Below are 14562 nucleotides of genomic sequence, written 5' to 3' on the forward strand. Positions count from 1 at the left end.
CGTGCCGGAACGCGACACGACGCCGATGCGGCCCTTCTTGTGGATGTGGCCCGGCATGATGCCGATCTTGATTTCGTCCGGCGTGATCAGGCCCGGGCAGTTCGGTCCGAGCAGCAGGGTCTTGCTGCCGGCCTTCTTCATGCGGTCCTTCACTTCCAGCATGTCGCGCACCGGGATGCCCTCGGTGATGCAGATCGCCAGGTCGAGTTCGGCTTCGACGGCTTCCCAGATCGCGGCGGCCGCGCCAGCCGGCGGCACGTAGATCACGGACACGGTGGCGCCGGTCTTGTCCTTGGCTTCCTTCACGTTCGCGAAAATCGGAATGCCTTCGAAGTCCTCGCCCGCCTTCTTCGGGTTGACGCCGGCGACGAAGCAGTTCTTGCCATTGGCGTAATCGCGGCACATGCGGGTGTGGAACTGGCCGGTCTTGCCGGTGATGCCTTGCGTGATGACTTTGGTGTCTTTATTGATCAGAATCGACATTTGTATTCCCTTAGCGATTATTTACCGTTGGCTGCAGCGACGACCTTCTGCGCTGCTTCTTCCATCGTGTCGGCCGAGATGATCGGCAGGCCGGATTCGGCCAGCATCTTCTTGCCCAGGTCTTCGTTGGTGCCCTTCATGCGCACGACCAGCGGCACGCCCAGCGACACCGCCTTGGAAGCGGCGATCACGCCTTCGGCGATCACATCGCAGCGCATGATGCCGCCGAAGATGTTGACCAGGATGGCCTTGAGGTTGGGGTTCTTGAGCATCAGCTTGAATGCCTCGGTCACCTTCTCGGTGGTGGCGCCGCCGCCCACGTCGAGGAAGTTGGCCGGCTCGCCGCCGAACAGCTTGATGGTGTCCATGGTGGCCATCGCCAGGCCGGCGCCGTTCACCAGGCAGCCGATATTGCCGTCGAGGGAGATGTAAGCGAGGTCGAACTTGGAAGCTTCGATTTCGGCCGGATCTTCTTCATCCAGGTCGCGCATCGCGACGATTTCCGGATGGCGGAACAGCGCGTTGGAGTCGAAGTTGAACTTGGCGTCGAGCGCGACGACGCGGCCGTCGCCGGTCAGGATCAGCGGGTTGATTTCAGCCAGGGAAGCGTCGGTTTCCCAGTATGCCTTGTACAGGCCCTGGAGCTGCTTGCGCGCGTCGGCGATGGAGCCTTCCGGCACGCCGATCTTGGCGGCGATGGCGTCGGCATCGGCGTCGGTCAGGCCGGTCGCCGGATCGATCACCACCTTGTGAATCAGCTCGGGGTGCTTTTCAGCGACTTCTTCGATATCCATGCCGCCTTCGCTGGAAGCCATCAGCACCACGCGCTGGGACAGGCGATCGGTGACCATGGAAACGTAGAGTTCTTTCTTGATGTCGGCGCCTTCTTCGATCAGCAGGCGGTTCACCTTCTGGCCTTCCGGGCCGGTCTGGTGGGTGACGAGCTGCATGCCCATGATGGCGTGCGCGTATTCCTTGACCTGGTCGAGCGACTTGGCAACCTTCACGCCGCCGCCCTTGCCGCGGCCGCCCGCATGGATCTGTGCCTTGACGACCCAGACCGGGCCTCCAAGAGTTTCAGCCGCCTTGACAGCTTCTTCCACGGAAAAGCACGGGATACCGCGCGGAACCGTCACTCCGAATTTGCGGAGGATTTCTTTGCCCTGATACTCATGGATTTTCATGCGAGCTTCCCTTCAGACTCTTATCGAAAAAAACAAACTGGTTAAGTTGATTAACTGGATTTGGATACTGCCAACGGATTCACCGCCCAGCGCGGATAATATCGGGCGACCGCTTCGCCTTCGGAGCGCAACGCATGACAGCGGTCGAGTTGAAACGGTTTCTGGCTCTGCTGGTCACCGCTTGCGCCGTCGCGGGTGTCGATCACGTCGCCGGCAAGCGCCTGGATGGTCGCCGTCGGCAGGACGTTGGCAAGTTCGGTCAGGTGGGTACAGCCGTTGACTCCCGCCAGGCGCTGCTTGACCCCATCGCGGAATCCCTTCAACAGGTTCAGGCCGACCAGCTTCTTGTAGGCCGCGCCGATGGTATCGCAGAAGTTCGGGTAGGGGACGGCGTCGGAGACTGCCTCCGCATCGACGATGTTCAGTTGGGTGTCGACCGTGATGCGCAGCCAGAGGTCATGCAGGGGTTGGCCTGCCGGGCGGGTGCCGGAGGCGAGCAGCGCGTCGCGGGTCTTGACGTCGGTGATATGCGCGTCGAGATCCCACAAGCCGTCGTCGCGTGCGAACGCTTCGATCTGGATTGCGCGCGTGTGCTTTAACGCACGGCGGGATGACGGCGGAGATAAGGGCATAAACACCAATGCCAGTGAAGCGGCCAAAAGAAATGCCGCAGTTGCGTGTCGCTGTCGCAGCTTCTACGACAGCAGCCGCTCATGCGGCGCTGCAAAAACCGTCAAAGTGTAGCACAGGTCACATGCCTAAAACCACAATGGCATTTTTGCCACGAAGGGCCGGGAACGGCGTGGGACGGCCGATTGCGGGCAGGCGCGGCAGGCTTATCCTGGATTAAGAAATGCGCTCCGGCGAGGGGCGGAACGTGTTTTTTCAGTCGTCTTCAGTATTGGTGGCGCGCATGGTTGCCTGGATGGCAGCATGGGAAAATCCGCGCTGTTGCAGAAATCGCATCTGCTTCGCCCGTTCGGTGGCGTCGGCAGGCGGCTGCCCGAAGCGCTTGCGCCATACTTCCCTGGCGCGGGCGGTTTCGTCCAGGCTGAGTCCAGCCTTGATGTCCTGCAGCGCTTCGCCTTCAATTCCGTGCGCCTGCAGCTCCGACAGGATGCGGCTGTTGCCGAACCGCGCTGCCCGGCGGTGGACCAGCGACTCTGAAAAACGGGATTGCGACAGCAGCTTGGCGGACTCGAGCGCGTCCAGCAGCGACTCGATGTCGTCACCTTCCTGCGCATAGCGCGCCAGCTTGCGCGCCAGCTCCAGCCGGCTGTGTTCGCGGGAGGAGAGATACTTCAGAGCCCGCGCCTTCAGACTCATTTGCACTTTTGCCATGGTGTTCCGACAGGCGCGGGCTCCCTCACGTGAAGTATTCGGGATGGTGGAATGACGGGGCGGGCACGGGCGCGAATGCGCCGCCACCCCTGCCCGTCGACTTGTTTATTTACTCGGCCTCTGCAACCAGCGGCGGCAACTCCGGCACGCCGAGCGCGGCGCGCACCTTGTTTTCGATCTCGCGCGCCAGCTCCGGATGCTCCCTCAGGTAGTTGCGCGCATTGTCCTTGCCCTGGCCGATGCGCTCACCGTTGTAGCTGTACCAGGCGCCAGACTTCTCGACGATCTTCGCTTCGGAACCGAGATCGAGAATCTCGCCTTCGCGCGAGGTGCCTTCGCCATACAGGATGTCGAAGTGCGCTTCCTTGAACGGCGGCGCCACCTTGTTCTTGACGACCTTGACCTTGGTCTCGTTGCCGATCACTTCGTCGCCAGCCTTGATCGAGCCGGTGCGGCGGATGTCCAGGCGTACCGACGCATAGAACTTCAGCGCATTGCCGCCGGTCGTGGTTTCCGGATTGCCGAACATAACGCCGATCTTCATGCGGATCTGGTTGATGAAGATCACCAGCGTGTTGGTGCGGTTGATGCTGCCGGTGAGCTTGCGCAGCGCCTGCGACATCAGGCGGGCCTGCAGGCCGGGGAGCGAGTCGCCCATGTCGCCTTCGATTTCGGCGCGCGGCGTCAGTGCCGCCACCGAGTCCACCACCACCAGGTCCACGCTGCCGGAACGCACCAGCGCGTCGCAGATTTCCAGCGCCTGCTCGCCGGTGTCCGGTTGCGAAATGAGCAATTCGGACAGATCGACTCCGAGCTTCTGCGCGTAGATCACGTCCAGTGCGTGCTCCGCGTCGATGAAGGCGCAGGTGCCGCCCAGTTTTTGCATTTCTGCAATTGCCTGCAGGGTCAGCGTGGTTTTACCGGAAGATTCCGGACCGTAGATCTCGACCACGCGGCCGCGCGGCAGGCCACCGACGCCGAGCGCGATATCCAGGCCGAGCGAGCCGGTGGAAACGACTTGCACTTCTTCCTGCACGGCGCCGTCGGCCATGCGCATCACCGAACCCTTGCCAAACTGCTTCTCGATTTGTGCCAACGCGGCGGCAAGCGCCTTTGCCTTTTCCGGGTTCTGCACGGATTTCTTGTCGTCCATAAGTATTCTTTCGACGGTTAGGTAGTTACTAGTCCGCCAATCCGGGATTCGCGGGCCACAATCAACGTCACAGGCTGTACTGTATAAAAAAACAGTGCTCTATGCAAGCGGGAATTTTAAATATTGAGGAATCTTGATTACGATGAGGAGTAGGGCAACCGACTCTTGCTTTGCCTTGCCGGTATTAGTGAAAAGCAATAGACTTCTGCCATCTGATTGCAGAGTGCAAACATGCGTATTTTGCTCGCCGAAGACGACAGTGTACTAGCCGACGGGCTGACGCGCTCGCTGCGCCAGTCCGGGTATGCGACCGACTGCGTCAAGAACGGCCTGGAGGCGGACTCGGCGCTGTCGACGCAGGACTTCGACCTGCTGATCCTCGACCTCGGTCTTCCGAAAATGCCGGGCCTGGAAGTGCTGCGGCGCCTGCGCGCCCGCAATTCCCGGCTGCCGGTGCTGATCCTGACCGCCGGCGATTCCATCGAGCAACGCGTAAAGGGACTCGACCTGGGCGCGGACGATTTCATGGCCAAGCCGTTCGCGCTGTCCGAACTGGAAGCGCGGGTGCGCGCGCTGACCCGGCGCGGCGCCGGCGGCGGGCCGACCGTCATCAAGCACGGCCCCCTGTCCTATGACCAGGTGGGTCGCATCGCCTACATGAACGACCAGATGCTCGACCTGTCGGCACGCGAACTCGGCCTGCTGGAAGTGCTGCTGCAGCGCACCGGCCGCCTGGTCTCGAAGGAACAGCTGGTCGACCACCTGTGCGAGTGGGGCGAGGAAGTCAGCAACAACGCGATCGAAGTCTACGTTCACCGTCTGCGCAAGAAGATCGAGGTGGGCGGCGTGCGCATTGCCACGGTGCGCGGCCTCGGCTACTGCCTGGAGAAATTCTCCGATCCGGCGCCGGGCGCTCCCTCCGCACCGACCTCCGGCTGATTTCCGCCATGAGCGACGCCCACCGTCCGGAAGCGGGCGATCCTGTCTCGGCCGCGTCTTCCGCCCCGCACGCCGCGCCCCCGCTCGCCACCCAGCCCGAGGAACGCATCCAGCGCTCGCTGTTCGGCGAGATCCTCGACTGGATGCTGGTCCCGCTGCTGCTGCTGTGGCCGATGAGCATCGCCATCACCTATCTGGTCGCCAAGTCGATCGCCAACTATCCCTTCGACCGGGCACTGGACGACAACGTGATCGTGGTGGCGCAGCAGGTGAAGGAAGTCAACGGCAAGGTGGTCGCCCCGCTGTCCGCCGCCGCGCGCGACATCCTGCGCGCCGACGATGTCGACTATGTCTACTTCCAGATCATCGGCCCGCGCGGCGAATTCGTCGATGGAGATCCCGACCTGCCGACGCCGCCGGCGGAAGAAGACCGGATGCCGTCCGGTTCGGTACAGTTCCGCAACGATACGATGCGTGGCAGCGAGGTGCGCATCGCCTACACCTATATCGATCTGCGCCGCAATTTCCCGACGCGCGCGCGGATCGAAACGCCGAGCCGGGTGCTGGTCCAGGTCGCCGAGACGCTCGACAAGCGCGCCCATCTCGCCAATGAAATCATCAAGGGCGTGATCCTGCCGCAGTTCATCATCCTGCCGATCGCGCTGGCACTGGTCTGGTTCGCGCTGTCGCGCGGCCTGTCGCCGCTGGCGGAACTGCAGCAGCGCATCCGCGCGCGCCGGCCGGACGACCTGAGCCCGATCGAGTCCGGCCAGGTGCCGGAGGAAATCTCGCCGCTGGTCGGCTCGCTCAATGACATGCTGGAACGGCTGTCTCAAAGTATCGAGATGCAGAAGCGCTTCATCGCTGACGCCGCGCACCAGATGAAGACGCCGCTGGCCGGCATGCGCATGCAGTCCGAGCTGGCCTTGCGCGAAACCCGCCAGGAAGAAATCCACCGCTCCCTCGAACAGCTGTCCAAGAGTTCGGAGACGGCCACCCGCCTGGTCAACCAGTTGCTGGCGCTGGCGCGCGCCGAAAACCAGACGCCGGCCGCCAAGCCTTTCGTTCCGCTCGAACTGTCGGAACTGGCCCGCAACGTGGTGCAGGAATGGGTGCAGCCTTCCTTTACCCACCGCATCGACCTGGGCTTCGAACAGCCGGGGCATCCCATCATGGTGCTCGGCAATCCCCTGATGCTGCGCGAACTGCTGGGCAACCTGATCGACAACGCGCTGCGCTATACGCCGCCGGGCGGCAGCGTGACCGTGCGCGTGCGCGCGAATGCGATGGAGGAGCGGGCGATACTCGAAGTGGAGGATACCGGCCCCGGCATTCCTCCTTCGGAGCGTTCGCATGTGTTCGAGCGCTTCTACCGTATTCTGGGCAGCAATGTGGAAGGCAGCGGGCTCGGCCTGTCGATCGTGCGCGAGATCGCGCAGCAGCACGGCGCGACCGTCGAGATCTTCAACAACCCGCACTGCCATGACCCGAAGTTCCCGGGCAGCCTGTTCCGGGTCACGCTGCGCATGGAGCAGCGTCCGGACTTTATCGAGGATATCGGCTGATGGACACGATCGCGGCGCGCAACCGCAAGCGCTACTGGCGCAAGGCCAAGGTACTGACGGCGTTCCTGGTCTCGGTCTGGTTTTCGACGACCTTCGGCATCATCTTCTTCGCGCGCGAGCTGGCGGGGCTGACGCTGTTCGGCTGGCCGTTTTCGTTCTACATGGCCGCGCAGGGACTGTCGCTGCTGTATCTGCTGATCGTCGCGGTCTACGTGGCGCGCATGCGGCGGCTGGACCGCATCCTCAACAACGAGACTGCCGATGCCGAATAAGGATTTTTCGCGCCGCCTGGGCCGGTATTACAGCTGGTATACCGCCGGCTTCATCGTCTTCCTGCTTTCGCTGGCGATCCTCGAGAAGGAGGGCTTTCCGCGCGCCTGGATCGGCTACCTGTTCATTTTTTCGACGATCGTGCTGTACGCCGGCATCGGCGTGATCAGCCGCACCTCGGATGTGTCGGAATACTACGTCGCGGGCCGCAGGGTACCGGCGATGTACAACGGCATGGCGACCGCCGCGGACTGGATGTCGGCGGCAAGTTTCATCAGCCTGGCCGGCGGCCTGTATGTGATGGGATTCGACGGCCTCGCCTACATCCTCGGCTGGACCGGCGGCTACTGCCTGGTGGCGCTGCTGGTTGCGCCCTTCCTCAACAAGTTCGGCCACTACACCATCCCGGATTTCCTCGCCGCGCGCTATTGCGGCCCGTGGGGCAACAACACGGTGCGTCTCCTCGCCGTCGGCTTCACCGTGCTGGTGTCCTTCACCTATGTGGTGGCGCAGATCTACGGCGTGGGCCTGATCACCTCGCGTTTCACCGGTGTCGATTTCTCGGTCGGCATCTTCCTCGGGCTGGCAAGCATCCTGGTGTGCTCCTTCCTGGGCGGCATGCGCGCGATCACCTGGACCCAGGTGGCGCAGTACATCATCATGCTGATCGCATACATGATCCCGGTCGTGTGGCTGTCGGTAAAGCACACCAACATTCCCGTTCCGCAAGTCGCCTACGGCTCGGCGCTGTCGAAACTGAGCGAGCGCGAAAAGGAGCTCAACGAGGACCGGGGAGAACAGCAGGTGCGCACGATCTACAAGGCGCGCGCGCGCGAGTACGAGGCGAAGATCCAGGCCCTGCCGAAGTCCTGGGAAGGCGGGCTGGTCGACATGCAGCGCCATGTGGAAGACCTCAAGCGCAGCAATGCCTCGCTGCTTGAAATCAAGGCGGCCAGCCGCGCGCTTGCGGTCTATCCGAAGGACCCGGAAGAAGCCCGGCGCAAATGGACCGAAGCGATGCAATTCAACCTGTCGCACGCCGAGCCGGTGGTGCCGCATGCAACCCCTTTCCCGGGCAAGACCGAGGCAGCATCGGACGGCAAGCGCAACAACTTCATGGCGCTGGTGCTGTGCCTGATGATGGGGACCGCCGCGCTGCCGCACATCCTGGTGCGCTTTTACACCACACCCTCGGTGGCCGAGACGCGGAAGTCGGTGTTCTGGACCCTGTTCTTCGTGATCCTGCTCTACACCACCGTTCCCGCGCTCGCGGTACTGGTCAAGTACGATATCTACACCTCGCTGCTCGGCACCGACTTCTCGAAGATACCGGCCTGGGTGTCGTACTGGGCAAGCGTGGACAAGCTCAACCCGCTGGTGTCGATTTCCGACATGAACCGGGACGGCATCGTGCAGCTGGCGGAGATCGTGATGGACGGCGACATCGTGGTGCTGGCGACGCCGGAGATCGCCGGCCTGCCCTATGTGATTTCCGGCCTGATCGCCGCCGGCGGCCTGGCGGCCGCCCTGTCGACCGCCGACGGGCTGCTGCTCACGATTTCGAACGCGCTGTCGCACGATGTCTATTACAAGACGGTCGATCCGACCGCGTCGACGCAAAAGCGGGTCACCATCTCGAAACTGCTGCTGCTGGTGGTGGCGCTGGTCGCGGCGTATGCCGCATCGCTGAAACCCGGCGACATCCTGTCCATGGTCGGCGCGGCATTCTCGCTGGCGGCGTCCGCGCTGTTTGCCGCCCTGGTTTTGGGCGTTTTCTGGAAACGTGCGAACCAGCAAGGTGCAATTGCCGGCATGGTGATCGGCCTCGGGGTGTGCGTGTACTACATGGTCCGCACCTACCCGGCGCTCGGCGGCTCGGCCGCCAACCAGTGGTTCGGCATTGCGCCGATCTCGGCCGGCGTATTCGGCGTGCCCGCGGGGTTCCTGGCGATCGTCGTCGTCAGCCTGCTGACCGCGCGGCCCGAGCCGCGGACGATGGCGTTCGTCGACCACATCCGCCTTCCCTAGCTCGCACCCTCAAGGTGCTTGCTGGCACGCTTCTTGATACTCTTTAACCGAACATTCCGGCCGCCGCGCCTCCCCATGGCAGGCGCGGCGGCGCCCTAGCGCAGGCTGCACACCATGCCCAAATTTTTCAATGAAATGTACGCCGACGGCGCTTCCGCCGTGCGCGACCACTACCACGGCTTCCATGCCTGGCTGACCGGGCAGCCGCCGGAGCTCATCGCGGGCAAGCGCACCGAAGCGGACCTGATCTTCCGCCGTGTCGGCATCACCTTTGCGGTTTACGGCGACGATGCCGGCACCGAACGACTGATTCCCTTCGACATCATTCCGCGCATCATCCCGGCGGCTGAATGGGCGCAGCTCGAGGCCGGGCTGGTGCAGCGTGTGCAGGCGCTGAACATGTTCATCCACGACATCTACCACGAGCAGCGCATCGTGAAGTCGGGAGTGATACCGGCCGATCAGATTTTCCGCAACGCGCAGTATCGCCCCGAGATGCAAGGGATCCACGTGCCTTCGGACATCTACGCGCATATCGCCGGCATCGATATCGTGCGCGCGGGCGAAGGCGAGTTTTATGTGCTCGAAGACAATCTGCGCGTCCCCTCCGGCGTGTCCTACATGCTGGAAGACCGCAAGATGATGATGCGGCTGTTCCCGGAACTGTTTTCCCGCTACAAGGTAGCGCCCGTCGCGCATTATCCGGACCTGTTGCTGGACAACCTGCGTTCGGTGGCGCCGGTCGGGGTCACCGACCCGACCGTGGTGGTCATGACGCCCGGCATGTACAACTCCGCCTACTTCGAACATGCGTTCCTCGCGCAACAGATGGGTGTCGAGCTGGTCGAAGGCAAGGACCTGTTCGTCAACGACAATGCGGTGTACATGCGCACCACGCGCGGCCCGAAACGGGTGGACGTGATCTACCGCCGCATCGACGACGACTTCCTCGATCCGCTCGCCTTCCGCCCCGATTCCTCGCTCGGCGTACCCGGCCTGCTCTCGGTCTACCGCGCCGGGCGGGTGACGCTCGCCAATGCGATCGGCACCGGCGTGGCCGACGACAAGTCGATCTATCCCTATGTGCCCGACATGATCCGGTTCTACTTGTCGGAACAGCCGATCCTGAACAACGTGCCGACGTGGCAGTGCCGGCGCAAGGAAGACCTGGACTACACGCTGGCCAACCTGCCGCAGCTGGTGGTGAAGGAGGTGCATGGGGCGGGCGGCTATGGCATGCTGGTCGGGCCGGCGGCGACACGCGCTGAAATTGATGCCTTCCGGGAGCGCCTGCGGGCGCGGCCGGAGGGTTATATTGCGCAGCCCACGCTGGCGCTGTCGGCGTGCCCGACCTTCGTCGAATCCGGCATCGCGCCGCGCCACGTCGACCTGCGGCCCTTCGTCCTGTCCGGCAAGACCGTGTCGATGGTCAAGGGTGGCCTGACGCGGGTGGCGCTGAAGGACGGCTCGCTGGTCGTCAACTCGTCGCAGGGCGGCGGCACCAAAGATACCTGGGTCCTGGAGAAATAAGATGCTCAGCCGTACCGCAGACCACCTTTACTGGATGGCGCGCTATACCGAACGCGCCGAAAACACCGCACGCATGCTGGATGTGAACGTGCAGACCGCGCTGCTGCCGCAATCGGCGCATGCTGCCGAGCAGGGCTGGCGCGCGATGCTCGGCATTTCCGAACTGCTCGATGCCTTCGACCATAAATATGGGCTGATGACGGCGCGCGACGTGCTCGATTTCATGGTGCGCGATCCGGACAATCCGTCGTCGATCGCTTCCTGCATCGGCCAGGCGCGGGAGAACGCGCGCGCGGTGCGCGGCACGCTGACCACCGAAGTGTGGGAAACCCATAACGCCACCTGGCTCGAGCTGCAGAACAAACTGTCGGGCAAGCTGCTCGAGCAGGACCCCAGCCAGTTCTTCGAATGGGTCAAGTACCGCTCTCACCTGTCGCGCGGCGTGACGATCGGCACCATGCTCAAGGATGAAGCCTTCCACTTCATCCGGCTCGGCACCTTCCTGGAACGCGCGGACAATACCGCGCGCATTCTCGATGTGAAGTTCCACGGCGCCGACCACAGCGCGTTCGCCGACGTGCAGGCCGACGAGGAAGCGCAACACGACTTCTACTACTGGGCGGCGATCCTGCGTTCGGTTTCCGGCTTCGAGATCTACCGCAAGGTCTACCGCGACGTGATCACGCCGGAGCGGGTTGCCGAGCTGCTGATGCTGCGCGCCGACATGCCGCGCTCGCTGCTGGCGTGCATGGAAGATGTGGTGGGCAACCTGGCACAGGTGCGCAACGACGCGTCGGCCGACACCGAGCGCTTCGCCGGCAAGCTGCATGCGGACCTGAAGTTCGCCAAGATCGACGAGATCCTCGCGGCCGGCCTGCACGACTACCTGACGCAGTTCCTCGAGCGCATCTACGAGCTCGGCAATCGCCTGAGCCGCGATTTCCTGGTACCGCTGGCCTAGCATGAAACTGCACATCCGCCACGAAACGGTGTACCGCTTCACGGCGCCGTCCACCTATATCATCCAGCAGCTCAGGCTGACGCCGCGGCGGGATGCGCACCAGCGCATCCTTTCCTGGCAGCTGCAGGCGCCCGGCCGCCAGCATGAATTCCTCGATGCCTGCGGCAACCTGTGCCACATCCTGACCATCACCGAACGGCATGACGAGGTTCGGATCGTCGCCGCCGGCAGCGTCGACGTCGCGCCTCTCGAGCGCGGCCGGCTTGCCGATCCCGGCGGCCTGTCGCCGCTGGTGTTTACCGTTCCCGGCCGCCTGACCGCCGCCGATCCCGAGGTCGCGGCCTTCGCGTCACGGCACTTGCGGCCCGGCGCAGGCAGCAGCGACCTGCTGGCGCTGGCCGAGGCAATCCGGGCATCCGTCGTGTACCGCAACGGCGCCACCGAAGTGACCACGCCGGCATCGGATGCGCTGCGCCTCGGCGAGGGCGTCTGCCAGGACCATGCGCACCTGTTCATTGCGTGCTGCCATGTGCACGGCATCCCGGCACGTTACGTGTCCGGCTACATCGATCCCGGCGACACCAGTCACGCGGCCAGCCATGCGTGGGCGGACGCGTGGGTGGAAGACGTGGATTTTTCCGGCTGGGTCAGCATCGACGTGACGCACGCCTGCTTTGCCGGCGAATCGCATTGCCGGCTGGCGATCGGCCGCGATTACGACTCGGCGTCGCCAGTGCGCGGCGTGCGCCACGGCGGCGGCAGCGAGACGCTGGACGTGCATGTTGAGGTTTCGTCAAAGCGGGCGTAGAGGGCCTCTAGTGCCTTTTCGCCACACTTCCCGGTGCAGCAGGTCGCATCCTGTAGAATTCCCGTTTTGTATCCTGTTTTACGATCATGACCTATTGCGTCGCCATGCGCCTCGATGCGGGGCTGGTTTTCCTGTCCGACTCACGCACCAATGCGGGCGTGGACCAGGTCGGCAATTTCCGGAAAATGACGGTGTTCGAAAACCCGGGCGACCGCATGATGGTGCTGATGACCGCCGGGAACCTGTCGATCTCCCAGTCGATCCGGCAGGTTATCGCGGAACGCACCACATCGGGTGGCAAGACCATATGGACCGCCACCTCTATGTACGAGGCGGCGCAGATCGTCGGCGAAGCGGTGCGCACCGTGTATGAAAGGGATGCGCGCGCGCTGCGCGAATTCGGCATCGACTTCAACGTGAGCATCATCTTCGGCGGTCAGATCCAGGGCGAGCGCAGCCGCCTGTTCCAGGTTTACGCGGCCGGCAACTTTATTGAAGCGCATAACGAGAACACCTATTTCCAGATCGGCGAAGCCAAGTACGGCAAGCCGATCATCGACCGCGTGATCACACCGGCCACGCCGCTTAACGAAGCGGCCAAGTGCGCGCTGATATCAATGGATTCCACGCTGCGCTCGAACATCTCGGTCGGCCTGCCGCTCGACCTGCTGATCTACGAGGAAAACAAGCTGGCGGTGACGCGCTTCGTCACCATCGACGAGAAGAACCAGTACTTCCAGATGATCCGCAGCACCTGGGGCCAGCAGCTCAAGAGCGTGTTCGAAGGCATTGCCGACCCGGTCTGGAACGCGGCGCCCGACGCCGGTGCGCGCGCGCTGTCGACGACGAACACCGACAGCCGGCCGGTGCGGGTGGCGCCGCCGCACAGCCTGGCCAGCAATGTGCAGCCGGGGCCGCTGCAGACGCTGGCGCAGCAGGACGGCGGCAACCGCCAGCACTGATCTCCGCAAGCGCAAAAAAAAAACGGCTGCAGGATATGCAGCCGTTTTTCATTGGAGGCGAACCCCGGGGTCAGGCCACGATGGTCTGCGCTTCCGTGCCCTGGCGTTCGCGGATCTCGCCGATACGCGAGACGGTCTCGCCCGCGGCCTGCAGATGGGCGATGGCCGCATCCGCATTATCCTTCGACACGATCACCACCATGCCGATGCCGCAATTGAACACGCGGTGCATTTCCGCATCGGCCACGCCGCCGTGCTGCTGCAGCCAGGTAAACAGCGGCGGCATCGTCCAGCCGTCGCGCTGCAGTACCGCGGTCAGGTTATCGCGCAGCACGCGCGGCACGTTCTCGACCAGGCCGCCGCCGGTGATGTGCGCCATGCCCTTGACTTCCAGCTTTTCGATCAGGGACAGCAGCGGCTTCACATAGATGCGGGTCGGTTCCATGAGCACGTCGGCGAGGCGGCGGCCGTGGAAGTCGGCGTTCAGGTCGGGATTGGCGACCGAGATGATCTTGCGCACCAGCGAGTAGCCGTTGGAATGCGCGCCGGAAGACGCCAGCCCCAGCACCACGTCACCCGGCACGATCTTGCTGCCGTCGATGATCTTCGACTTCTCCACCGCGCCGACCGCGAAGCCGGCAAGGTCATATTCGCCATCCGGGTACATGCTCGGCATTTCCGCCGTTTCGCCGCCGATCAGCGCGCAGCCGGCCTGCTCGCAGCCCTTGGCGATGCCCTTGATCACGTCGGTCGCGGACGGCACGTCCAGCTTGCCGCAGGCGAAATAATCGAGGAAGAACAGCGGTTCGGCGCCCTGCACCAGGATGTCGTTGACGCTCATCGCCACCAGGTCGATGCCGACGGTATCGTGTTTCTTCAGGTGGAAAGCCAGCTTCAGCTTGGTGCCCACGCCGTCGGTGCCGGATACCAGCACCGGCTCCTTGTACTTCTTGCTGATTTCGAACAGCGCGCCGAAACCGCCGATACCGCCGAGCACGCCTTCGCGCATCGTGCGCTTGGCAAAGGGCTTGATCGCTTCGACCAGGGCGTCGCCTGCGTCGATGTCGACACCGGCGTCGCGGTAGGAAAGGGATACGTTGGAAGTGGAACTCATGTCTAGATTAAGTGCAGAGGCGGTAAAATAGGCGGTTTGGACGCGCTGGCGCAGCGCGGCCTTGATGAAACCGCTATTTTAACAAACCCGACCCGTCCAACCTGCCGATCCATGCCATTTTCTTTGAATCCGGAGCAGAAACAGACCTTATTGTGGCTCGCGGTCGGGCTGATACTGGTGGCGCTCCTGGCCTGCCTCGGGCCGGTGCTGGCCCCGTTCATCGC

13 protein-coding genes and 1 pseudogene are annotated in these 14562 nt (G+C 63.5%); 8 read left to right on the forward strand and 6 right to left on the reverse strand.

Translation table 11 applies throughout. The annotated features are described in order from the left end of the window. From VEC01_RS03770 to recA, 5 genes and pseudogenes are all read right to left on the reverse strand, one after another. Window positions 1–483 (reverse strand): annotated as a pseudogene (locus VEC01_RS03770) (succinate--CoA ligase subunit alpha); the annotation flags it as partial. A 17-nt stretch (window positions 484–500) separates the two neighbouring features. After that, on the reverse strand, window positions 501–1667 hold the full coding sequence (gene sucC / locus VEC01_RS03775) for an ADP-forming succinate--CoA ligase subunit beta (RefSeq protein ID WP_324898904.1): 1167 nt from the start codon (window positions 1665–1667) through the stop codon (window positions 501–503). A gap of 50 nt (window positions 1668–1717) precedes the next feature. Next, entirely contained in the window at window positions 1718–2299 is a 582-nt protein-coding gene (locus VEC01_RS03780; protein WP_324898906.1) for a DUF2889 domain-containing protein, read from the reverse strand. Window positions 2300–2552: 253 nt separating this feature from the next. Continuing rightward, window positions 2553–3008 carry a recombination regulator RecX gene (gene recX / locus VEC01_RS03785; protein WP_324898908.1) on the reverse strand — a complete coding sequence of 152 codons (456 nt, stop codon included), beginning with the start codon at window positions 3006–3008 and terminating at the stop codon, window positions 2553–2555. A gap of 109 nt (window positions 3009–3117) precedes the next feature. Further along, a complete protein-coding gene (recA, locus tag VEC01_RS03790) occupies window positions 3118–4161 on the reverse strand; it encodes a recombinase RecA (protein WP_324898910.1) in 1044 nt (347 codons plus the stop codon). A 231-nt stretch (window positions 4162–4392) separates the two neighbouring features. On the opposite strand from recA, the gene VEC01_RS03795 reads away from it, so the two are divergent. The 8 genes from VEC01_RS03795 (at window position 4393) to VEC01_RS03830 (ending at window position 13224) form a co-directional block, all read left to right on the forward strand. Continuing rightward, entirely contained in the window at window positions 4393–5100 is a 708-nt protein-coding gene (locus VEC01_RS03795) for a response regulator transcription factor (protein WP_324898912.1), read from the forward strand. Window positions 5101–5108: 8 nt separating this feature from the next. After that, window positions 5109–6665 carry a sensor histidine kinase gene (locus tag VEC01_RS03800; RefSeq protein WP_324898914.1) on the forward strand — a complete coding sequence of 519 codons (1557 nt, stop codon included), beginning with the start codon at window positions 5109–5111 and terminating at the stop codon, window positions 6663–6665. Continuing rightward, window positions 6665–6937, forward strand: coding sequence for a DUF4212 domain-containing protein (locus VEC01_RS03805; RefSeq protein WP_324898916.1), 273 nt, complete (start codon window positions 6665–6667; stop codon window positions 6935–6937). Before VEC01_RS03800 ends, VEC01_RS03805 begins: the two co-directional genes overlap by 1 nt. Next, complete coding sequence (locus tag VEC01_RS03810) at window positions 6927–8963, forward strand: sodium:solute symporter family protein (protein WP_324898918.1); 2037 nt, start codon at window positions 6927–6929, stop codon at window positions 8961–8963. Before VEC01_RS03805 ends, VEC01_RS03810 begins: the two co-directional genes overlap by 11 nt. A gap of 114 nt (window positions 8964–9077) precedes the next feature. Further along, a complete protein-coding gene (locus tag VEC01_RS03815; RefSeq protein ID WP_324898920.1) occupies window positions 9078–10493 on the forward strand; it encodes a circularly permuted type 2 ATP-grasp protein in 1416 nt (471 codons plus the stop codon). Between the two features lies 1 nt (window position 10494). Next, a complete protein-coding gene (locus VEC01_RS03820; protein WP_324898922.1) occupies window positions 10495–11454 on the forward strand; it encodes an alpha-E domain-containing protein in 960 nt (319 codons plus the stop codon). Window position 11455: 1 nt separating this feature from the next. Further along, the gene (locus VEC01_RS03825; RefSeq protein WP_324898924.1) at window positions 11456–12262 is read left to right on the forward strand and encodes a transglutaminase family protein; all 807 of its coding nucleotides are present in this window, start codon (window positions 11456–11458) and stop codon (window positions 12260–12262) included. A gap of 86 nt (window positions 12263–12348) precedes the next feature. Further along, a complete protein-coding gene (locus tag VEC01_RS03830; RefSeq protein ID WP_324898926.1) occupies window positions 12349–13224 on the forward strand; it encodes a peptidase in 876 nt (291 codons plus the stop codon). Between the two features lie 70 nt (window positions 13225–13294). On the opposite strand, the gene purM is transcribed toward VEC01_RS03830, so the two are convergent. After that, the gene (gene purM, locus VEC01_RS03835; protein WP_324898928.1) at window positions 13295–14338 is read right to left on the reverse strand and encodes a phosphoribosylformylglycinamidine cyclo-ligase; all 1044 of its coding nucleotides are present in this window, start codon (window positions 14336–14338) and stop codon (window positions 13295–13297) included. Window positions 14339–14562 lie beyond the last annotated feature (224 nt).

Origin of the sequence: Noviherbaspirillum sp. (assembly GCF_035627455.1) — a bacterium.
In the GTDB taxonomy this organism is placed as follows: domain Bacteria; phylum Pseudomonadota; class Gammaproteobacteria; order Burkholderiales; family Burkholderiaceae_D; genus Noviherbaspirillum.